We start from the raw sequence: 19,600 nt of genomic DNA, 5'->3' as shown, positions 1-19,600 counted from the left end.
CCCGTCAGACCAGGTTGTCGTGGGTGATGCCTCGGCGCCAGTAGCCCGTGAAGGTGATCGCGCTCTTCGGGAAGCCCCGGTCGCCCACCAGGTGGCGCCGGGCGAACTTCACCATGCCCGCCTCGCCCGAGATCCAGCCGTACGGGGTGCCGCCGGGGAGGGCGGCCAGGCGGACCGCGTTCAGCAGCCGCTCGCCGTGGGGGCGGGACTGCCGGTGCACCCAGTGCACCTGCACGTCACCCAGGGTGGTGAAGCGCTGCTGCTCCGCGGGGTCGTCCACCTCGATGTACACCCGCGCGACCGTGCCCGGCGCGAGCCGCTCCAGGATGGCGCCGATCGCGGGCACCGCGGTTTCGTCGCCGATCAGCAGCTGCCAGTCCGTGCCCGCCGGAACAGTGTGCAACCCGCCCGTACCGAACAACGCGATCGTGTCCCCCGGCTGCGCGCCCAGCGCCCACCGGCTCGCCGGACCGGTGTCGCCGTGCAGCACGAAGTCGATGTCGATCTCCGCACCGCGATGAGCGCGCACCGTGTACGTGCGCATCGGCGGCCGTACGTCGTCCGGCATCGCCAGGTACGACTGGTACCACGAGTCGCGCGCCAGCTCCGGCAGCACCGGGCGCTCCTGCCCCGGGCGCGGGAAGAACAGCTTGACGTACGCGTCGGGGCAGGCCACCGTCAGCCGCCTCAGCTCGTCACCCGCGAGGCTGATCCGGGCCATGTGGGGCGTGAGCCGGCGCACCTGCGTCACCTGAGCCAGGGAGAAGACCACAAAGGGAAGGCTAACCTAAGACTGCCGACCCGGAAAGAGTAGTCCGAGTCACACCCGCCAGCGGTACGTCCGCAGGTCCACCCGCTGCCCGTCCGCGAGCACACCCTCCGCGCGCAACAGCTCCAGCTGCCGGTGCACCAGGTGCGGCGCGGGCGTGCCGTTCGCACGCAGGATCCGGTGCCACGGCAGGTCGTGCCCGTCCTCGCGGAGCACGCGACCGACCAGCCGGGGCGTGGACGCACCCGCGATGGCCGCGATGTCGCCGTACGTGGCGACCCGGCCGGGCGGCACCGAAGCGATCACATCCCGCACCCGCTCGTGCAGCTGTTCGTCCACTCGTCAAAAGTACGCGCGTGCCGGTGCACGGGTACGTCATCCCGGCATGATTTCCTGACAGGCATGAACGCGCGCGGGACGGCGGTCCGGCGGGCGCGGCTGGTCCGCCGTCCCGCCGAACCGCTGCACCCGCACTCGTGGGAGCCGGCCGCTCGCGCGGTCATCGAACGGCCCCGTGGCTTCGTCCGGGTCCTCGGCGGTCCGGGTACGGGCAAGACGTCGCTGCTGGCCACGGCCGTCGCCGCCCGGATCGACGCCGGGACCGACCCCGAGAGCCTGCTGGTGCTCACCACCTCCCGCCGGGCCGCCGACGCGCTGCGCGCCGACATCACGCGCCGCAGCACGTCCGGGGCCGACGGCCGCACCATCCGTGAGCCCATCGTCCGCACGGTGCACTCGTACGCGTTCGCCCTGCTGCGCCTGCAGGCCAACGCCCTCGGCGACCCGCCGCCCCGGCTGTTGTCGAGCCCGGAACAGGACGTGGTGGTCCGTGAACTGCTCGCCGGCGACCTGGCGCAGGGCGCGCCCGACTGGCCGGAGCAGCTGCGTCCGGCGCTGGCCGTGCCCGGGTTCGCCGAGGAGCTGCGCGACCTGCTCCTGCGTGCCGCCGAGCGCGGGCTGGGGCCGGAGGACCTGGTGAAGCTGGGCCGGCGCACCGACCGCCCGCAGTGGGTCGCCGCGGGCGTGTTCTGGCGCCAGTACGAGGAGGTCACCATCCTCTCCAGCGCCGGTGGCGCGCCCGCGCTCGACGCCGCGGAGCTGGTGGCCAGCGCGCTGGTGGAGATGGAGGGCGACCCCGACCTGCTCGCCCGCGAGCAGGCGCGGATCCGGCACGTGTTCGTCGACGACGCCCAGCACCTGGACCACCTGCAGTTCCGGCTCATCCGCCTGCTCGGTTCCGCCGCCGAAGACTTCGTCGTCGCCGGTGACCCGGACCAGGCCGTGTTCTCCTTCCGCGGCGCGGATCCGGCGTTGCTGACCGACGCCGACGACGGCGGCCGCACGATCACGCTGACCCGCGCGCACCGCCTGACCCCCGAGGTGCACGCCGCCGTCGCGCGCCTCGCCCACACCTTGCCGGGCACCAACTCCCACCGCTATCCCACACCGGGCGACGGCGAGGGCGCGGTGAAGGTCCGGCTGCTGCCCACGCCGTCGGCCGAGGCGAGCTGGGTCGCCGACCAACTGCGCCGCGCGCACCTCAACGACGGCGTGCCGTGGTCGGAGATGGCGGTGCTGGTGCGTTCGCCGGGCCGCTCGTTCCCCGTGCTGCAGCGGGCTTTGCGGGCCGCGGGCGTGCCGATCGCGTCGGCCGCCGAGGAGCTGCCACTGGCCAAGCAGCCCGCGGTGCGGCCGCTGCTGGCGATCCTGCGCATCGCCGTGGACCCCGCCGTGCTCGACGTCGACCTCGCCGAGATGCTGCTGTCGTCCTCGCTCGGCGGGGCCGACCCGCTGGCGCTGCGGCGGATGCGCCGCGGTCTGCGGCGCCTCGAACTCGCCGCGGGCGGTGAGCGCTCCAGTGACGAGCTGCTGCTGGAAGTGTTGCTGGACAACGACAAGCTCGCCGGACTGGCGGCCGCGGAGGCCGCGCCGATCCAGCGCGTCGGCGCACTACTGCAGGTGACCGCGAACGCCGTCCGCCGGGGCGCGCCCGTCGAGCAGGTGCTGTGGGAGCTGTGGAAGGAGAGCGGGCTGCAGAACCGGCTGCTGCGGCAGTCGGCGCGGGGCGGCTCGCTCGGTTCGCAGGCCGACCGCGACCTCGACGCCATCGTCGCGTTGTTCCACGCCGCCGGGCGCTACGCCGACCGGCTGCCCAAGGCGAGCGTGGCGGCCTTCGCGGAGTACCTGTCTTCGCAGAACATCGCGGGCGACAGCCTGGCGCCCGTCGCGGCGCGGGGCGAGGGCGTGTCCCTGCTGACCGCGCACGGTGCCGCCGGTCGCGAATGGACGGTGGTCGCGGTCGCCGGGGTGCAGGAAGGCAGCTGGCCGGACCTGCGGCTGCGGGGCTCCCTGCTGGGCGTGGAACGTCTGGTGGACCTGCTGTCCGGTGTGGACAGTGACGGCGTCTCGGCCACGGCACCCATCCTGGCGGAGGAGCGACGGCTGTTCTACGTCGCCGCCAGCCGCGCGCGGCGGACGCTGCTGGTGAGCGCGGTGGCGGGGGAGGACGAGCAGCCGTCGCGGTTCCTCGACGACATCGAGCCCAACAACTCCGACGAGTCCGACTCGCGCATGAAGCCGCCGGGCCGCTCCCTCGTGCTGGCCGAGCTGGTCGGCGAGCTGCGGCGCGCGGTGTGCGACGAGAAGACCGAGCCCGAGCGCCGCGAACGAGCCGCGCGCCAGCTCGCGCGACTCGCGGAGGCCGGAGTTCCCGGCGCCCATCCCGGCTCCTGGTACGGCACCGGCGAGGTGTCGTCGGAGGACCCGTTGTACGGCACGGGCGACGTCGTGCGCATCTCGCCGTCGACAGTGGACACGCTGGTGAAGTGTCCCCTGCGCTGGCTGATCGAGCGGCACGGCGGCAGCGACCCGGCGCAGCTCGCCGCGATCACGGGCACCCTCGTGCACGGCCTGGCGCAGGCGGCCGCGGACGGCCTCGACGACCAGGGCCTGCGGCAGGCGCTCGACGAAGCCTGGGCGAAGGTCGACGCCGGCGCCCCCTGGTTCTCCCGGCGTGAGCGCAACCGCGTCGAGCAGATGGTGCGCAACTTCCTGGCGTGGCTGGAGAACAGCCGCCAGGAGCTGGTGCAGCTGGGCGTGGAGCAGGACATCGAGGTCGAGCTGCCGGTGGGTAACGACGGGCTGCTCGTGCGGCTGCGCGGGCGCGTCGACCGGCTGGAGTCCGACAAGGACGATCGCCCGGTGATCATCGACCTCAAGACGGGCAAGACGCCGGTCAGCGCGGGCGACGCCGAGCTGCACCCGCAGCTGGCCGCGTACCAGCTTTCGGTGCTGCTGGGCGCTTTCGGCGAGGGCAAGCAGCCCGGCGGCGCCCGGCTGGTGTACCTCGCGAAGTCACACAACAAGACCGGTGCCACGCAGCGGGAACAGCCGCCACTGGACGACGACAGCGGCAAGCGGTGGCTGGAGCTGGTCCGCGAGGTCGCGCAGTCCGCGACCGGGCCGGAGTACCAGGCGAACGAGAACGTCGACTGCGATCGCTGTCCCGCCAAGGGATCCTGCCCGCTGCGGCCGGAGGGGCGGCAGGTGACCGGCGGATGACGCGCGTCAGCCCGGCCGAGCTGGCCGCCGCGCTCGGACTCCACCCGCCCACGCCCGAACAGGCAGCCGTGATCGCGGCGCCCGTCGAGCCCGCCCTCGTCGTCGCGGGCGCCGGGGCGGGCAAGACCGAGACCATGGCCGCCCGCGTCGTGTGGCTCGTCGCCAACGGGGTCGTGACGCCGGAACGCGTGCTGGGCCTGACGTTCACCCGCAAGGCCGCGCGGCAGCTCGCCGAACGTGTCCGGGCGCGGCTGCGCCGCCTCGCCGGTTCGGGCCTGCTGGACCGCGTCGACCCCGGCGGCGGGCTGCGCACCGCGGTGGCCGCGGGCGAGCCGACCGTGCTGACGTACCACGCGTACGCCGGGCGGCTGCTGTCCGAGCACGGGCTGCGCCTACCGGTCCAGCCCGGCGTGCGGTTGCTGTCGGAGACGTCGTCGTGGCAGCTCGCGCACCGCGTGGTGTCCACTTGGGACGGTGACCTCGACACCGACCGGGTGCCCGCCTCGGTGACGGCGCAGCTGCTGGCGCTCGCGGGGGAGCTGGGCGAGCACCTGGTGACCGAACAGCAGCTCGCCGACTACAGCAAGTGGTTGTGCGACCTCATCGAGACGGCCCCACGGGCGAAGGGACAGCGGGCCGCGCTGCCCAAGGCGCTGGGCGAAATCGCCGCCGCACAACGGTTCCGGCTGTCGCTGATCCCGCTCATCGAGAGCTACCACCGGCGCAAGCGGGCCGAGGGCGCGCTCGACTTCGCCGACCAGATGTCGCTGGCGGCGCAGCTGGCGAGCGACCACGCCGAGGTCGCGGGCGGTGAACGTGACCGGTACGGCGCGGTGCTGCTCGACGAGTACCAGGACACCGGGCACGCCCAGCGCATCCTGCTGCGCTCGCTGTTCGGCGGTGTCGAAAACCTGCCGCTGCCGGTGACCGCGGTCGGCGACCCGGCACAGGCCATCTACGGCTGGCGCGGGGCGAGCGCGGCGAACCTGCCCCGGTTCACCACCGACTTCCCGCGCCGCGACGGCGATCGCCTCGCCCCGGCGCGGGAGTACGGCCTGCTCACGAGCTTCCGCAACCCGCCAGAGGTGCTGACGCTGGCCAACGGGATGGCCGAACCGCTGCGGGCGCGCGGCCTGGGCGTGGCACGCCTGCGTGCGCGGGACGGCGCCGGCCCGGCGGACATCGAATACGCGCTGCTGCGCGACATCCGCGCCGAACGCGAGTGGGTCGCCGACGCGCTCGCCCGCCGCTGGTTCGCGCACCTCGACGCGAACGGCTCACCGCCGACGGCCGCCGTGCTCGTGCGCCGTCGCGCCGACATGGCGCCGATCGCGGCGGAACTGCGGGCACGCGACCTGCCGGTGGAGGTCGTCGGTCTCGGTGGGCTGCTCGACGAGCCCGAGGTCGCCGACCTCGTCGCCACTCTGCGGGTGCTGGCCGACCCGCTCGCGGGCACCGCGGCCGCCCGGCTGCTGACCGGAGCACGCTGGCGCCTCTCGGCGTCCGACCTCGCCGCGTTGTGGCGGCGTGCCAACGAGATCGCCGCGCCGCCGCCGACCGCGGAGTCCACTGTGGATGAGCTGTTCGTGGAACGCGCCGAGCAGACGGGCCTCGTGGATGCGCTGGACGACCCGGGCGACCCGGCGCGGTACTCCGCCGACGGTTACGAGCGGATCCGCAGGATCGCCGCCGAACTGTCCGGTTTGCGTCGGCGCTTGGACCAGTCCCTGCCCGAGCTGGTCGCGGACGTGGAACGGACGATGCTGCTCGACGTCGAGTCGCTGGCCCGGCCGGGCGGCGCGGGGCGGGCACACCTCGACGCGTTCGCGGACGTGGTGGCGGACTTCGCCGAGACGTCACCGGACGCCACGCTGATGTCCTTTGTGGACTATCTGCTGACCGCCGCGCACGCCGAGGACGGGCTGACCCCGGGTGAGGTCGAGGTGCTGCCGGACCGCGTGCAGGTGCTCACCGCGCACGCGGCGAAGGGGCTGGAGTGGCAGGTCGTCGCCGTGCCGCACCTGTCGAAGGACGTGTTCCCGAACAAGCGCCGCTCGTCGTCGTGGCTGCGGACGGTGACCTCCCTGCCGGCGCACCTGCGTGGCGACTCCCAGGACCTGCCGAAGCTCCAGGTGTCGTCCGGAATGGACCGCAAGGAGATCACCGAAGCCTTCGAGATCCACGAACAGAGCTTCGCCGAGCGGGAGGCCGAGGAGGAGCGGCGGCTGTGCTACGTCGCGCTGACGCGGTCCGAGCACGCGCTGGTCGTGTCGGGGCACTGGTGGAACGAGACCAGCTCGCGCCCCAAGGGACCGTCGGACTTCCTGCTGGAACTGGCGGAGATGGGCGTCGGCACGCGCGCGGTGTGGGCCGACGAGCCGCCGGAGGACGAGGAGAACCCGCTCGTCACACAGTCCCGGACGGCGCGGTGGCCGGTGGATCCACTCGGCGGCCGCCGGGACGCGGTGGCCGAGGGCGTGCGGATGGTGCTGGCCGCGATGGACGCCGAACCCGTGGACGAGCAGGACGATCCGGACGGCTGGATCGCCGACACCGATGTCCTGCTGGCCGAGCGCGCGGCGAACGCGGGCGCGGGCGAGGAGGTGACGCTGCCGGGGCACCTGTCGGTGAGCCAGCTGGTGGAGCTGGCCGCCGACCCGGGCGGGCTCGCCCGGCGGCTGCGGCGGCCGCTGCCAGTGCCGCCGAACACATTCGCCCGCCGTGGCACGGCTTTCCACGGCTGGCTGGAGCGGCGGTTCGAGGGCGAACGCCTGCTGGAGCTGGAAGACCTGCCCGGCGCCGCGGACGAGGACGCCGCGCCGGACGAGGCGCTGGACGAGCTGCGGGCGGCGTTCGAGGCGAGCAGCTGGGCGGTGCGGACGCCGCACGAGGTGGAGGTGCCGTTCTCCACGGAGATCGACGGCGTGCTCGTGCGCGGCCGGATGGACGCGGTGTTCGCCGATCCCGACGGCGGCTGGACGGTGGTGGACTGGAAGACCGGCGCGGTACCGGAACCGGCGCGGCTGCGGTCGCTGAGCGTGCAGCTGGCGGCGTACCGGCTGGCGTGGGCCTCCTTGTCGGGCACGCCGCTGGAGAAGGTGCGCGCGGCCTTCCACTACGTGCGGGAGGATGCGACGCTGCGCCCGGTGGACCTGCTGGACGCCGACGGACTGCGGGACCTGCTGCGAAGCGTGCCGGAGGGCTGAGCCGCGGCGGAGCCCCGTCGTGGTGATCGGCTGCTGACCGCGTCCGGGGGATGAGACGTGGCCCGCACGACCGACCGCTGGCGGTGGCGGGCGGTCAGGCCATCCCCTACGATCCGCGGCGTGCGTGACCCTGAACGAGCGAGCGAGCTCGTCGGCATGATCAGGATGCCCGAGCCGTCGCTCAGCCCGGTGCGGTCCATCGCCAAGCGGATCGTGTACGCACTGATCGCGCTCGTCGCGGCCGTGCTGATCGTCTACGCCGGGCGCGGCGGCTACCGCGACGTCAACGGCGACGGACTGTCCCTGCTGGACAGCTTCTACTACGCCACCGTCTCGCTCTCGACCACCGGCTACGGCGACATCACCCCGGTCAGCGCGTCGGCCCGGCTGATCAACGTCCTCGTCATCACGCCGCTGCGGGTGCTGTTCCTCATCGTCCTGGTCGGCACGACACTGGAAGTGCTGACCGAACGGTCGCGGCAGGCGTTCCGGATCCAGAAGTGGAGGTCCAAGGTGCGGGACCACGTGGTGGTCGTCGGCTTCGGCACGAAGGGCCGGGCGTCGGTCAAGACGCTGCTGGGCGACGAGAACATCGAGCCCAGCCGGATCGTCGTCGTCGACACCGACCAGCAGGCGCTGGACGCGGCCGCCGCGCTCGGCCTGGTCACCGTGCACGGCTCGGCGACCCGCTCGGACGTGCTGCGCGTCGCGGGCGTGCAGCGCGCCAAGGCGGTGGTGGTCGCGACGAACCGGGACGACTCCGCCGTGCTCGCCACGCTCACCGCGCGCGAGATGGCGCCCAAAGCGCACATCGTCGCGTCCGTGCGCGAGGCGGAGAACGTGCACCTGCTCAAGCAGTCCGGCGCGAACCAGGTGGTGGTGTCGAGCGAGACCGCCGGACGGCTGCTCGGCATGGCCACCTCGACGCCCGTCGTGGTCGACATGGTCGAGGACCTGCTGACCCCCGAATCCGGCCTGGCGATCGCGGAGCGTGCTGTCGAGCCCTCGGAAGAGGGAGGCTCGCCCCGGCATCTGAGTGACATCGTGCTCGGCGTCGTCCGCGACGGGCAGCTCCACCGCGTCGACTCGCCGCAGGTGGACGCCATCGAGCCGGGCGACCGCCTGCTGTATGTGCGGAAAGTGACTCCCGCTGACCACAACGAGTGATAGATCGGGGCCACACGGCTCTGCCTGTGCTTCCCGGGGTTTCTCTGGAACCATGGCTTTCGTGCAGTGCGCCAAGCGAGTCCGTCCGGGGCGGGCATGAGTTCCCATCACCTGCGCTGGCAGAGCCTGGTGGTCCCGGTCCTGGTGGGCGTGGCCATCGTGGTCGTGGTCTGGTGGGCGGGCCCTGGCCTGTTCGGCTCGGTGTCGGCGAGCGGGGGCACAGTGGCCGAGGCCACCATCACCACCCCGGCCGCCTGCACCGCGGCCGACCCGAAGGAGACCGTGCAGTTCTCCTCGGGAGGCGCGACGCACACTGGTTCGCTCGACGCCTGCGGGCACGACAAGAACGACCGGGTGGAGATCACGATCCCCGACGACCTGGGCAGCGGCACGGTGAACGTGCACCTGGCCGACGTCGTGGTGGGCCACTCCGGCCTGCGCCGCCCGGTGGGCCTGGCGCTGCTGGCGCTGAGCTGCCTCAGCGGAGCGGCCTACGCGTTCCTCGTGCAGCGCGGCTCCCGCCGCCCGGAGGCCGTAGCGGCCTGAGCCGCTAGGACACCGCGCTCGACGGGGCCGAGAAGGTGTTGCACTGCGCGATCCGGTTGTACTGCGCGCCCTTGCGCCACCACGCGGCGTAGTGGGCGTTGGTGCCGTGGTCGTTGCTGCCGGACGTGTTGTCGCCGCGGGTGTCCTGGTCCCGCCACGCCTTCGCGTACATCTCGCGCGTCACCGAGCCGCCGCGGTCGACCACCGCGCCCAGGAACATGCCCGAGAAGCACTGGGCCTGCAGCTCCTTGCGCCGCGACAGCTCCAGCCCCGCCGGGGTGGTCTGGCCGACCGCGTAGATCTGCTGCCACACCGCGTCCATGATCCCGGCCACCTCCTGCACGTGGTGGCCGTACTCGTGCGCGATCAGCGCCAGGTAGACGCCCGGGTTGTCGCCGTACTGGTCGATCTGCAGCCCCCGGTACGGCACGTACAGGTTGTTGTCGCAGTAGTACGCCGCCGTCGCGACGCCGACCGCGATCGTGCCGCACGCGGTCGTGAAGCTGGTGCCCGTCGGGAAGTGCAGCGTCGGTGGCAGGAACGGCAGGTGGTACGCCTCCAGGAACGGGCCCCACGCCTGGTTCAGGCACTCGTCCGCCGCCGTGAAGAACGCCTCCACCGCGGCCTGGTCGCTGTGCCAGCCCGGCAGGTCGCACACGATGTTCTGCAACCCCGCGTCCGGATCCTGCAGGATCGGGTGGTCGGCGAGCTCCAGGATCTTCTCGCCCGCCACCGCACCGGACCCGGCGTTGCCCGAATCCACCGAGGTGGGCGACGCCGACACCGCCGACGTGCCCGAACCCGGGTGACCACCGGTGCGGCTCACCACGACGAACACCACGAGCCCGGCCAGCAGCACCGCCACCGCACTGAGCGTGAACGCCACCAGCGGGCCCGAAGCCCGCTTCGAGCGGCGGTGTCGTCGGCCCGGCTGCGGAGCTTCCGGGGAGGGGCGCGGCGGCGAGTGCGTCATCGAGCGCAAGCATAGTCAGCACCCGCAGATCACGACTCGGAAATGCCCGTGTGCCCGAGATGGTCGCGCGCGGCGCGCTCTGCGAGAGTGTGCGCGTGAGAACCGAGACCTGGAGATGCACTGATGAGTGAGCCCGGGGGCTGGACCAACCCGGACCAGCCACGCAGCGACCTGCCGCCGATGCCGCCGCCCGCGCAGCGGCCACCCGGAGCCGGGTACGGCAAGCCGGGCGTGATTCCGCTGCGGCCGCTGTCCGTCGGCGAGATCCTCGACGGCGCCGTCACCACCATGCGCCGCCACCCCGCGCTCGTCTTCGGCGTCTCGGCCGTGGTCGCGGTCGTCGCCGGGGTGCTCGACTTCGCCGTCAGCTACTGGGCGGTGGGCGACATCTCGACGGTGCAGCAGCTCGGTCCCGCCGCCACGCAGGAAGAGGCGATGCGCTGGTTCGGGCACCTGCTCGGCAGGCTGGCCGCGTCGCTGGGCCTGTCGCTGCTGATCTCGCTGCTGATCCGCACGTTCCTCGCCGGGTTCATCACCGTCGTGGTCGGCCGCGCCGTGCTGGGCCGCCCCGTCACGTTCCGTGAGGCGCTGACCGAGCTGCGGCCCCGCCTGCTGCCGCTGCTGGGGCTGACCGTGCTCGTCACGATCATCGTCATGATCGCGTCGGTCTTCCTGGTCATCCCGGGCATCTGGCTGTGGACGCTGCTGAGCCTCGCCGCGCCCGCGCTGGTGCTGGAGCAGAGCCGGATCGGCGAGTCGATGCGGCGCTCGCGGCGGCTGGTGTCCGGCAGCTGGTGGCGCGTGTTCGGCATCCTGGTGCTCACCGCGATCGCGGCGTGGATCATCAGCACGATCATCGAGATCCCGTTCGGCGTCGGCGTCGGCCTGAGCAGCGACCCGACGCAGGCCGTGAACCAGTCGGCGGGCTCGCTGCTGCTGTCGTCACTCGGCGGTGTCATCGCGGAGACGATCGTGGGGCCGTTCACCGCCGCCGCGACCGCGCTGCTGTACATCGACCAGCGGATGCGCAAGGAAGGCATGGACATCCAGCTCGCCCGCTCCGCCGGCACGGTGCAGTGATCCTGCCGCTGCGTGTGGACGTCCCGGTCACCATCGACCGGGACTCGGCGCAGCGCGCCGCGGAGGCGGAGCTGAGCGGGCCGGAGTACCACGTCAACGACCCCGGTCTCGTCGACCGGGTGCTGCGCTGGCTGGCGGAACGGCTGGCGGACCTGTTCCACGCCGCTTCGACGGCCGTGCCCGGCGGGCCGCTCGGGTTGCTGGTGCTGCTCGCGGTGCTCGTGCTGATCGCCGTCGTGGTGCGGCTGCGGGTCGGCAAGCTCGCCCGCACCACGCGCGTGCCGGGGCTGGTGTTCGAGGACACCACGCGCACGGCGGCCGACTACCGGCAGGCCGCCGAGCAGGCGGCCGCGGCGGGGGACTTCGCCGCGGCCGTGCGGGAGCGGTTCCGCGCGCTGGTGCGCGGACTGGAGGAGCGCGGCGTGCTGGAAGCGCTTTCCGGGCGCACCGTCGACGAAGCCGCACGCGACGCGGGCGCGCGGTTGCCCGCCTCCCGTGACGCCCTCATCGCGGCGGCCCGCCTGTTCGACGACGTGCACTACGGGGACCGGCCCGCCGGGGCCGATGACTACCGGCGACTGGCGGCGCTCGACGAGCAGGTCCAGCGGGAGCGTCCGGGAGTGCCCGCGTGACCTCGGTTTCCCCGGACGCGCGTCGGATCTGGCGCGCCGCACGTGCCCCGGTGTTCATCGCCGTGGTGCTCGTGCTCGGCGCGGTGGTGCTCACCCTCGCCCGCGACGACGGGACGCACGGCGGGCTCGACCCGGGCTCGGCCGACCCCGGCGGCTCCCGCGCACTGGCGAAACTCCTGGAGCGCCAAGGGGTGCACATCCAGCCGACGCACTCGCTCGACGACACCGAGGCCGCGCTCGGCCCCGACACGACGCTGCTCGTCACCGACTCCAGCCTCGTCGAGCCCGCCCGGCTGGCGCAGCTGCGCGGCCGGGCGGCGGACGCGGTGTTCGTCGGCGCCGGACAGGACGCGCTCGACCTGCTGCTGCCCGGAGTCGTCGTGAAGGGCCAGGACGACCCGTCCGTGCGCTCGCCGGACTGCACGGTCGCGGTCGCCGTCGCGGCGGGGAACGCGATGCTCGGCGGCCTGGAGTACGAGGCGCACGAGCGCGGCCGGCCCTGCTACGGCGGGTCGCTGCTGCAGATCACCGGCACCACCACGCTGCTCGGCGACGGCACCCCGCTCACCAACGACCGCCTCGACGAGCAGGGCGACGCCGCGCTGTCGATGCGGCTGCTCGGCCGTCACCCGACGCTGGTCTGGTACGTGCCGACGCCCGGCGACCCCGCGGCGGGGCTCACCCAGCGTTCGCTCACCGACCTGCTGCCGCGGGGCTGGCTGTTCGGCGCGATCCAGCTCGGCGTCGCGGCCGCGCTGTTCGTGCTGTGGCGGGCCCGCCGGCTCGGGCCGGTCGTCACCGAGCCGCTGCCCGTGGTCGTGCGCTCGGCCGAAACCACCGAAGGCCGCGCCCGGATGTACCGGCGTTCCGGCTCGGCCGCGCACGCTGCCGGGCTGTTGCGCCAGGCGACACTGGAGCGGCTGCACCCGGTGCTCGGGCTGGGCGCCGGTGCGGAACCCGCCGCGGTGCTCGCCGCGATCACCGCGAGGACGGGCCGGGACGCGGGCCCGCTGCTGTACGGTCCGGCTCCGGAGGACGACGCGTCGCTGGTCCGGCTCGCCGACGAGCTCGACCGGCTGGAGGGAGAGGTATCTCGTGACCACTGAGGCGGCCGTGGACGCCCGGCAGGCGCTGCTCGCGCTGCGGGCCGAGGTCGGCAAAGCGGTGGTCGGCAACGACGCCGCCGTCACCGGGTTGATCATCGCGTTGCTGTGCCGGGGGCACGTGCTGCTCGAAGGCGTGCCGGGCGTGGCGAAGACGCTGCTCGTGCGCACCCTCGCGACGGCGCTGGACCTCGACAGCACGCGGATCCAGTTCACCCCGGACCTGATGCCCGGCGACGTCACCGGCTCGATCGTCTACGACTCCGGCGAGTTCTCCTTCCGCGAGGGCCCGGTCTTCACGAACCTGCTGCTCGCCGACGAGATCAACCGCACCCCGCCGAAGACGCAGTCGGCGCTGCTGGAGGCGATGGAGGAGCGGCAGGTGTCGGTGGAGGGCCGCGCGCGGCCGCTGCCGGACCCGTTCATCGTCATCGCGACCCAGAACCCGGTGGAGTACGAGGGCACGTACGCGCTGCCGGAGGCGCAGCTGGACCGGTTCCTGCTCAAGCTCACCGTGCCGACGCCGTCGCGGGAGGACGAGATCGGCATCCTCTCGCGGCACGCGCAGGGCTTCGACCCGCGTGACCTGGCAGCGGCCGGGGTCCGGCCGGTGGCGGGCGCGGCGCAGCTGGCCGCGGCGCGGGCGGCGGTGGCCGCGGTCGCGGTCAACCCGCAGGTGCTGGGCTATATCGTCGACCTGTGCCGCGCGACGCGTGCGTTGCCTTCGGTGCGGCTGGGCGTTTCGCCGCGTGGCGCGACGGCGTTGCTGGCGGCGACGCGGGCGTGGGCGTGGCTGGCGGGCCGGGACTACGCGACGCCGGACGACGTGAAGTCGTTGGCACGCCCGGCTTTGCGGCACCGGCTGGACCTGCGCCCGGAGGCCGAGCTCGAAGGCGGGACCGCGGACGGCGTGCTGGACCGGGTCCTCGCGACCGTGCCCGTGCCGCGCTGATGGCGATCACCGCGCGGGTCGGGGTGCTGGCCGCCATCGGAGCCGTGGTGGTGGGGCTGGCGGTTCCGTCGTGGGGTGGCGTGGCCGCGGTGTTCGCCGTGCTGGTGGTGCTGGTGCTGGTGGACCTCGCGCTGGCGGGTGGCGTGCGGGGGCTGGGATTCACGCGCTCGGGCGAGACGTCGACGCGGCTCGGCGAGCCGGTCGAGGTGCGGCTGGCGGTGACGAATCCGGGCCGCCGCGTGGTGCGGGGCGTGGTGCGGGACGCGTGGCCGCCGAGCGCCGGGGTGGTGCGGGACCGGCAGGCGTTGGTGGTTCCGGCGGGGGAGTCGCGGGTCGTTTCGTTCGAGCTGCGGCCCACTCGGCGTGGGGAACGGCGGGCGGACCGGGTGACGGTGCGTTCGGTGGGGCCGCTGGGCTTGGCGGCGCGGCAGGGTTCGCACCGGGTGCCGTGGGCGGTGCGGGTGCTGCCGCCGTTCCACAGCCGGCGGCACCTGCCGTCGCGGCTGGCGCGGTTGCAGCAGCTGGACGGCAGGCAGGCGGCGCTCGTGCGCGGCGCGGGGACGGAGTTCGACTCGCTGCGGGAGTACGTCGTCGGCGATGACGTGCGCTCGATCGACTGGCGGGCGACGGCGCGGGCGCGGGACGTCATGGTGCGCACGTGGCGGCCGGAGCGGGACCGGCACGTGTTGCTGGTGCTGGACACGGGCCGCACGTCGGCCGGCAGGGTGGGCGACGAGCCCCGGCTGGACGCGATGATGGAGGCGGCGCTGTTGCTGGCGACGCTGGCTTCCCGGGCGGGCGACCGGGTCGACTTGTTGGCGTACGACAGGCAGTTGAGGGCGTCGGTGCGTGGCGGATCGGTGCCTGCGCTGGTGAACGCGCTGGCGCTGCTCGAACCGGCGTTGGTGGAGACGGACGCGCGGGGCCTGGTGGGCGAGGTGTTGAGGCGGACCCCGCACCGGTCGTTGGTGGTGTTGTTGACGGGCTTGGACGCCGCGCCGCTGGAGGAGGGTCTGCTGCCGGTGCTGCCCGCGTTGTCGGCACGGCACGGGTTGGTGGTGGCCTCGGTGACGGACCCTCGGTTGACGGAGATGGCGCGAGGCCGAGGCGACGCGGAGGCGGTGTACGAGGCCGCGGCGGCGGAGCGGAGCCTCGCGGAGCGTCGGCACGTGTCGGGCTTGTTGCGCCGGCGGGGGGTGGAGGTGGTGGACGCGGAGCCCGCGGAGCTGCCCCCGGCACTCGCGGACCGGTACCTGGCGCTGAAAGCCACCGGGCGGCTTTGAAGTGGCGGGGAAAACGCTTTCGGTAAGCGTTTTCAGGCCGGGAAGTGGCATGGCTGCGGCGCTGATCGAGGACCTGCGGCCGGTGTTGGGGTGCGGTAAGCGCTTTCTGACGCTGGAACGGTTGCCACTGGTGCTCGCGAACCGGCACTCCCCGCCCGGTAAGCGCTTTCAGGCGGGTCAGTGCGGCAGGCCGGAGGGTGCTCGCCTCTCCTAGCCGCCGAGCGGCGCCGATGCGGGCCGATCGCGGGGCATGCCACCTGCGGTAAGCACCCAGCCAACACCGGCCGCTCCCGCAAGGCGGCTCACCCAGCCACCGGGCCAGCACCGGAGGCGAGGCCCGCCACCCGGCCCCGCCTCCAGCGGAACGCCCAATCAGCCCGTGAAGCCCTCGAAGGTCTTCGTGAACTGGTACTGCGACTGCGAGATGCTGCTGCACGTCGGCGAAACTCCGCCACCGGGGCAGGAGCCGTTGTCGCGGCCCACCGACCAGAAAGCCAGCCGCCCGATGTGGTTCGAGTTCGCCCACTGCACCAGCTGCGTCGCGTCGTCCGGTTGGAAGATCTTGCCGTTGTAGTTGCGCCCGATCATCGGCGTCACGCCCAGGTGCCGCTTGAGGTCGGCGTCCGACATGCCCGGCCAGACCTGCTTCAGCTGCCCCAGCGTGCTCTCCGCCGCCGCGATGACCGCGTCTCCCCAGTCCGCTCGACTGGTCCCGAACTCCATCGTCATCGGGTTCACCAGCACATCCACCCCGTGCGACGCCGCGCTCTGCAGCACCTGCAGCGAGTACGGGTCGACCCCGTAGTCATCACCCTGCACGCGCGGCGTGTAGCTGATCGTCGTGCCGCGCTCGGCCTGGATCGTCTTCAACGCGGCGTTCACCGTGTCCTGCGGGATCGTCGCCTCGACGTCCACGTCCAGGCTGTTCGTCCCCACCGTGTCGAGGATCTTCCGGTACGCCGCCGCCAGCGCGTCCGCCGAACCGCACGTGTACTCCAGGTACGGCCCCGCCGCGCCACCCGTCGCGACGATCACCTGACCGCCCTTGGCCTGGAACGCCTTGATGTCACTCAAGATCCGGGAGTCGTCCAACGGGATCGTGCCGCCCCAGGACGGGTTGCAGCCCGTGCTGTCCGCGAGCACGAACGCCAACGTGACCGTCTTCTGCCCCGTCGCATTGGCCATGTCTACAAGGGACGGTGTACTGGCCGTGATGTCGAGATAGGGCGCCGATCCTGGCGCGGTCACCGCCGCCTGCGCGGGAGTCGCCACTCCCAGCGCGGCCACCGCGGCGGCGAGGCAGAGTCCGATCCGGTTCTTCCACTTGCCCATGACGACCACCTCCGTGGCACCTCAGGGTAAGTGGTCCAGACCACATCCGTCAAGACGTCGTGAGCACCATGAACAGCCGCGTGTTCACCGTCTGCAACAACTCGGCCGAAACCTCGCCGAACTGTTCCGCCAGTGACTCCTTCGGCACGTGGTCCAGTCGCGTGTAGGAAATGTGCAGGCCCTCGCCGGTGGTCACCGTGAGCGGGTCCGGGGTGCCGACGACGTCCATCGTGATCACGTACGGCACGGCGTCGAGGTCGTTGAACATGTCCCCGCTGTAGACCAGCACCCGCCGCCGGTCCGGGCCCGCGACCGCCCAGAGCTGTCCCCTACGCGGCCGAAGAACCACGTCGGCTCTCGGACTGGCGCCGGTGGTACGCGGCGACCTCGGCCCGCGCCTCGTCCGGGTGGGCCTGCCACCACTTGTCGGTCTTCTCGCACAGCTGGCGGAACGCCTCGCGCTCGACCGCCGCGACGAGCCAGGCGTGCGCCGAGACACCCGCCTCCGCGGCACGCGCCTCGATCAGGGCGTGCGTCTCGTCGGGCAGGGACAGTGCCGGCCGCTTCCCCATGGCGTCACCCTACGACGCCACCGCCCGCGGCCGGGCCAACTGCCGCGGGTGTGTCGCTCAGCCGGCCTCGGGCCGCACGTCACCGCCGTACCGCGCGTCCACGTCACCCGTCACGCCCGCCCGCGCGGCCCGCCTGCCCAGCACGAACACGTACGCCAGGAACAGGATTTCGGCCACCGCGCCGATCCCGATCCGCGCCCACGTCGGCAGTCCGGACGGGGTCACGAAAGCCTCGATCACCCCGGACACCAGCAGCACGCACGCGAGCCCGAGCGCCATCGCCGCCGTCGCGCGCCCCTCCTGCGCCAGCGCCGCCGCACGGCTGCGCGGGCCCGGGGCGACCACCGCCCAGCCCAGCCGCAGCCCGGTGCCCGCGGCGACGAACACCGCCGTCAGCTCCAGCAGGCCGTGCGGGGTGATCAGGCCGAAGAAGATGTCGAGCCGCCCGGCCGCGCTCATCAGGCCCGCGCTGACGCCGACGTTCGCCGCGTTGGCCCACAACGCGTACAGCACCGGAAGCCCCAGCAGGACACCGAAGAACAGGCACGTCGCCGCGACCCACGCGTTGTTCGTCCACACCTGCGCGGCGAACGAGCTCGCCGGGTTGGCCGAGTAGTACGTCTCGAACTCGCCGCCGGGCTCGGTGAGCTGCCGGATCTGCTCCGGCGCGGCGATGCTCGCCCGCACGTGCGCGTCGGTCGCGACCCACGCGGCGAGCAGCGCGCTCACCACGATCGTGACCAGCGCGGTGGACAGCCACCAGCGGCGGGCGCGGTAGACGGCGGCGGGAAAGCGCTGCGCGAAGAACAGCCCGACCTCGCGCCACGCCGGGTTGTGCGTGCCGGTGACGGCGGAACGGGCGCGGGTGACCAGTGACGAAAGCCGGGACAGCAGGGCGGGATCGGGCGCCGACGACCGCACGACCGACAGGTGGGTCGCCGTGCGCTGGTACAACGTGATCAGCTCGTCCGCCTCGGGGCCGCGCAGGCGGCGGCGGTCGAGCAGGTCGGCCAGCCGCTCCCATTCGGCGCGGTGGGCCGCGACGAACAGATCGACGTCCACGCGGCTCAGACTACAGTTGCCGGGTGCATCCCGAACCCGATCTGGTGACCGGCGACGCCGTGGTACTGGACCTGCGCCTGGCCCGGCTGGCCAGCCGCGCGCTCGCGTTCGCCATCGACGTGATCATCCAGGTGGTGATCCTGGTCGCCGGGCTGCTCGTGGTGGTCTTCGCGGGGCCCGACGACGGGGCGGCCGCCGCCGCGATCCTGTTGTCGCTGCTGGTACTCGTGCGCGTCGGTTATCCGGTGTTGTGCGAGACGCTCACCCGCGGGCGGACGCCGGGCAAGGCGGCGTTCGGGCTGCGCGTGGTGCGGGACGACGGCGGGCCGATCCGGTTCCGGCACGCGCTGACGCGGGGACTGGCGGGCGCGGTGGTCGACTTCGGGCCCGCGTTCGTGTGGGGCGCGGTGGCGATGGTGGTGTCGCTGGTGTCGGAGAAGTCGAAGCGGGTGGGCGACTTCCTGGCCGGCACCGTGGTGGTGCAGGAGCACGCGCCGGAGGTCGCCGCGCCGGACATCGAGATGCCGCCGCCGCTCGCGTCCTGGGCCGCGGGCCTGGACCTGACCGGCCTGACCGACGACCTGGCGCTGGCGGTGCGGCAGTACCTGGCGCGCTACCAGTCGCTGCGGGAGGACGCGCGGGAGCACCTGGGCCAGAGCCTCGCGCAGGAGGTCGCGGCGCGGATCGGCGCCCCGGTGCCACCGGGCGCCCCGGTGTGGGCGTATCTGATGGCGGTGCTGGCGGAGCGGCGCAGGCGCGCCGCCGGGCCGTTCGGCGGTTAGCCCAACCCGTCTGCCAGGCGTTGGATGGTGGCGCCCAGCCAGGCTTCGAGAGCGGCGGGGTCGCCCAGTTCGGCACGCAGGATCCGGCGGCGGGTCGAGACCCCGAGCACGAAGGCGTCGATCGCCGCGGCTCGGTCACGGGCCTCCGCGTCGGCCAGGCCGCTGTCGCGCAGGTAGCGGTGCAGCGGCTCCAGCGAGTTCGTGTCGAGGAAGGCGGCCAGCGCCTCCGCCGCCTCCGGGCGCTCGCCGGACGCGCGTTGCAGCACGAGCAGCGGATCCTCCCCGTGGGCACCGAGCCAGCGCTGGACGATGCTCGCCGCGAGGCGCGCGCCAAGGCCGGCACGGTCGCCGTGGATGGAGTCCGCGACCGGGATCTCCACCCGGGCCGCCGCCAGGAAAAGGCCGTCCTTGCCGCCGAAGTAGCGCGTGATCAGGTTGGGCGACACCCCGGCCGCGTCGGCCACGCCCTTGACCGTGACCGTCGTGTACCCGTGCCGGGCGAACTGCCGTCGCGCGTGTTCCAGGATCCGCTGCCTGGTCGCCGCAGCATCACGGGAAATCATGTGTACGACCATACACA

Annotated in this window: 18 protein-coding genes; 10 read left to right on the top strand and 8 right to left on the bottom strand. The window is 73.2% G+C overall.

Going from position 1 to position 19,600, the window contains the following annotated elements:
• Positions 1-4: 4 nt before the first annotated feature.
• Both FHX82_RS29435 and FHX82_RS29430 read right to left on the bottom strand, forming a co-directional pair.
• Positions 5-772 carry a siderophore-interacting protein gene (locus FHX82_RS29435; RefSeq protein ID WP_145938310.1) on the bottom strand — a complete coding sequence of 256 codons (768 nt, stop codon included), beginning with the start codon at positions 770-772 and terminating at the stop codon, positions 5-7.
• Between the two features lie 48 nt (positions 773-820).
• Positions 821-1,108, bottom strand: a complete 288-nt coding sequence (locus FHX82_RS29430; RefSeq protein WP_145938311.1) for an MGMT family protein — start codon at positions 1,106-1,108, stop codon at positions 821-823.
• Between the two features lie 63 nt (positions 1,109-1,171).
• Here FHX82_RS29430 and FHX82_RS29425 point away from each other — a divergent pair, with 63 nt between their 5' ends.
• The 4 genes from FHX82_RS29425 (at position 1,172) to FHX82_RS29410 (ending at position 9,249) form a co-directional block, all read left to right on the top strand.
• Positions 1,172-4,330 (top strand): ATP-dependent helicase, encoded by a 3,159-nt coding sequence (locus tag FHX82_RS29425; protein WP_145938312.1) that lies wholly within the window; start codon positions 1,172-1,174, stop codon positions 4,328-4,330.
• Complete coding sequence (locus FHX82_RS29420; RefSeq protein ID WP_145938313.1) at positions 4,327-7,536, top strand: ATP-dependent helicase; 3,210 nt, start codon at positions 4,327-4,329, stop codon at positions 7,534-7,536. The genes FHX82_RS29425 and FHX82_RS29420 overlap by 4 nt, the downstream gene beginning before the upstream one ends.
• Before the next feature lie 156 nt (positions 7,537-7,692).
• Entirely contained in the window at positions 7,693-8,703 is a 1,011-nt protein-coding gene (locus tag FHX82_RS29415; RefSeq protein ID WP_145938334.1) for a potassium channel family protein, read from the top strand.
• 96 nt (positions 8,704-8,799) lie between these two features.
• On the top strand, positions 8,800-9,249 hold the full coding sequence (locus FHX82_RS29410) for a hypothetical protein (RefSeq protein ID WP_145938314.1): 450 nt from the start codon (positions 8,800-8,802) through the stop codon (positions 9,247-9,249).
• 4 nt (positions 9,250-9,253) lie between these two features.
• Here FHX82_RS29410 and FHX82_RS29405 read toward each other — a convergent pair whose 3' ends face one another.
• On the bottom strand, positions 9,254-10,222 hold the full coding sequence (locus tag FHX82_RS29405; RefSeq protein ID WP_145938315.1) for a neutral zinc metallopeptidase: 969 nt from the start codon (positions 10,220-10,222) through the stop codon (positions 9,254-9,256).
• Positions 10,223-10,345: 123 nt separating this feature from the next.
• Here FHX82_RS29405 and FHX82_RS29400 point away from each other — a divergent pair, with 123 nt between their 5' ends.
• Genes FHX82_RS29400 through FHX82_RS29380 form a run of 5 tightly spaced genes read left to right on the top strand, consistent with a single transcriptional unit; the run spans position 10,346 to position 15,272 of the window.
• Positions 10,346-11,302, top strand: a complete 957-nt coding sequence (locus tag FHX82_RS29400; protein ID WP_145938316.1) for a DUF7847 domain-containing protein — start codon at positions 10,346-10,348, stop codon at positions 11,300-11,302.
• Positions 11,299-11,934: a DUF4129 domain-containing protein gene (locus FHX82_RS29395; protein WP_145938317.1), complete on the top strand. Its 636-nt coding sequence runs from the start codon at positions 11,299-11,301 to the stop codon at positions 11,932-11,934. Before FHX82_RS29400 ends, FHX82_RS29395 begins: the two co-directional genes overlap by 4 nt.
• Positions 11,931-13,040 carry a DUF4350 domain-containing protein gene (locus FHX82_RS29390; RefSeq protein ID WP_145938318.1) on the top strand — a complete coding sequence of 370 codons (1,110 nt, stop codon included), beginning with the start codon at positions 11,931-11,933 and terminating at the stop codon, positions 13,038-13,040. The genes FHX82_RS29395 and FHX82_RS29390 overlap by 4 nt, the downstream gene beginning before the upstream one ends.
• Positions 13,030-13,989: an AAA family ATPase gene (locus tag FHX82_RS29385; RefSeq protein ID WP_145938319.1), complete on the top strand. Its 960-nt coding sequence runs from the start codon at positions 13,030-13,032 to the stop codon at positions 13,987-13,989. Before FHX82_RS29390 ends, FHX82_RS29385 begins: the two co-directional genes overlap by 11 nt.
• Positions 13,989-15,272 (top strand): DUF58 domain-containing protein, encoded by a 1,284-nt coding sequence (locus FHX82_RS29380; protein ID WP_145938320.1) that lies wholly within the window; start codon positions 13,989-13,991, stop codon positions 15,270-15,272. Before FHX82_RS29385 ends, FHX82_RS29380 begins: the two co-directional genes overlap by 1 nt.
• Positions 15,273-15,644: 372 nt before the next feature.
• Here the strand turns inward: FHX82_RS29380 and FHX82_RS29375 are convergent, their stop codons facing one another.
• The 4 genes from FHX82_RS29375 to FHX82_RS29360 are packed head-to-tail and all read right to left on the bottom strand — an operon-like array spanning position 15,645 to position 18,238.
• Positions 15,645-16,604, bottom strand: coding sequence for a chitinase (locus tag FHX82_RS29375; protein WP_145938321.1), 960 nt, complete (start codon positions 16,602-16,604; stop codon positions 15,645-15,647).
• A 49-nt stretch (positions 16,605-16,653) separates the two neighbouring features.
• A complete protein-coding gene (locus FHX82_RS29370) occupies positions 16,654-16,953 on the bottom strand; it encodes a type II toxin-antitoxin system PemK/MazF family toxin (RefSeq protein ID WP_229881316.1) in 300 nt (99 codons plus the stop codon).
• Positions 16,934-17,176, bottom strand: coding sequence for a hypothetical protein (locus tag FHX82_RS29365; protein WP_145938322.1), 243 nt, complete (start codon positions 17,174-17,176; stop codon positions 16,934-16,936). Before FHX82_RS29365 ends, FHX82_RS29370 begins: the two co-directional genes overlap by 20 nt.
• A gap of 57 nt (positions 17,177-17,233) precedes the next feature.
• Complete coding sequence (locus FHX82_RS29360; RefSeq protein ID WP_145938323.1) at positions 17,234-18,238, bottom strand: stage II sporulation protein M; 1,005 nt, start codon at positions 18,236-18,238, stop codon at positions 17,234-17,236.
• A gap of 23 nt (positions 18,239-18,261) precedes the next feature.
• On the opposite strand from FHX82_RS29360, the gene FHX82_RS29355 reads away from it, so the two are divergent.
• Positions 18,262-19,020, top strand: a complete 759-nt coding sequence (locus FHX82_RS29355; RefSeq protein ID WP_145938324.1) for an RDD family protein — start codon at positions 18,262-18,264, stop codon at positions 19,018-19,020.
• Here FHX82_RS29355 and FHX82_RS29350 read toward each other — a convergent pair.
• Entirely contained in the window at positions 19,017-19,583 is a 567-nt protein-coding gene (locus tag FHX82_RS29350) for a TetR/AcrR family transcriptional regulator (protein ID WP_145938325.1), read from the bottom strand. The two genes, FHX82_RS29355 and FHX82_RS29350, sit on opposite strands and share 4 nt — an antisense overlap.
• Positions 19,584-19,600 lie beyond the last annotated feature (17 nt).

The sequence above is a fragment of the Amycolatopsis bartoniae genome (assembly GCF_014191255.1).
Taxonomy (GTDB): Bacteria; Actinomycetota; Actinomycetes; order Mycobacteriales; family Pseudonocardiaceae; genus Amycolatopsis_E; species Amycolatopsis_E bartoniae.
Note: the sequence above shows the minus strand (reverse complement) of the source record. Positions and strands in the feature narration are given on the sequence as shown.

Excerpts from the sequence above, each read along its gene's own strand:
- FHX82_RS29425 (WP_145938312.1), top strand. The coding sequence starts at position 1,172 with ATGAACGCGCGCGGGACGGCGGTCCGGCGGGCGCGGCTGGTCCGCCGT.
- FHX82_RS29420 (WP_145938313.1), top strand. The coding sequence starts at position 4,327 with ATGACGCGCGTCAGCCCGGCCGAGCTGGCCGCCGCGCTCGGACTCCAC.
- FHX82_RS29415 (WP_145938334.1), top strand. The coding sequence starts at position 7,693 with ATGATCAGGATGCCCGAGCCGTCGCTCAGCCCGGTGCGGTCCATCGCC.
- FHX82_RS29410 (WP_145938314.1), top strand. The coding sequence starts at position 8,800 with ATGAGTTCCCATCACCTGCGCTGGCAGAGCCTGGTGGTCCCGGTCCTG.
- FHX82_RS29405 (WP_145938315.1), bottom strand. The coding sequence starts at position 10,222 with ATGACGCACTCGCCGCCGCGCCCCTCCCCGGAAGCTCCGCAGCCGGGC.
- FHX82_RS29400 (WP_145938316.1), top strand. The coding sequence starts at position 10,346 with ATGAGTGAGCCCGGGGGCTGGACCAACCCGGACCAGCCACGCAGCGAC.
- FHX82_RS29380 (WP_145938320.1), top strand. The coding sequence starts at position 13,989 with ATGGCGATCACCGCGCGGGTCGGGGTGCTGGCCGCCATCGGAGCCGTG.
- FHX82_RS29375 (WP_145938321.1), bottom strand. The coding sequence starts at position 16,604 with ATGGGCAAGTGGAAGAACCGGATCGGACTCTGCCTCGCCGCCGCGGTG.
- FHX82_RS29365 (WP_145938322.1), bottom strand. The coding sequence starts at position 17,176 with ATGGGGAAGCGGCCGGCACTGTCCCTGCCCGACGAGACGCACGCCCTG.
- FHX82_RS29350 (WP_145938325.1), bottom strand. The coding sequence starts at position 19,583 with ATGATTTCCCGTGATGCTGCGGCGACCAGGCAGCGGATCCTGGAACAC.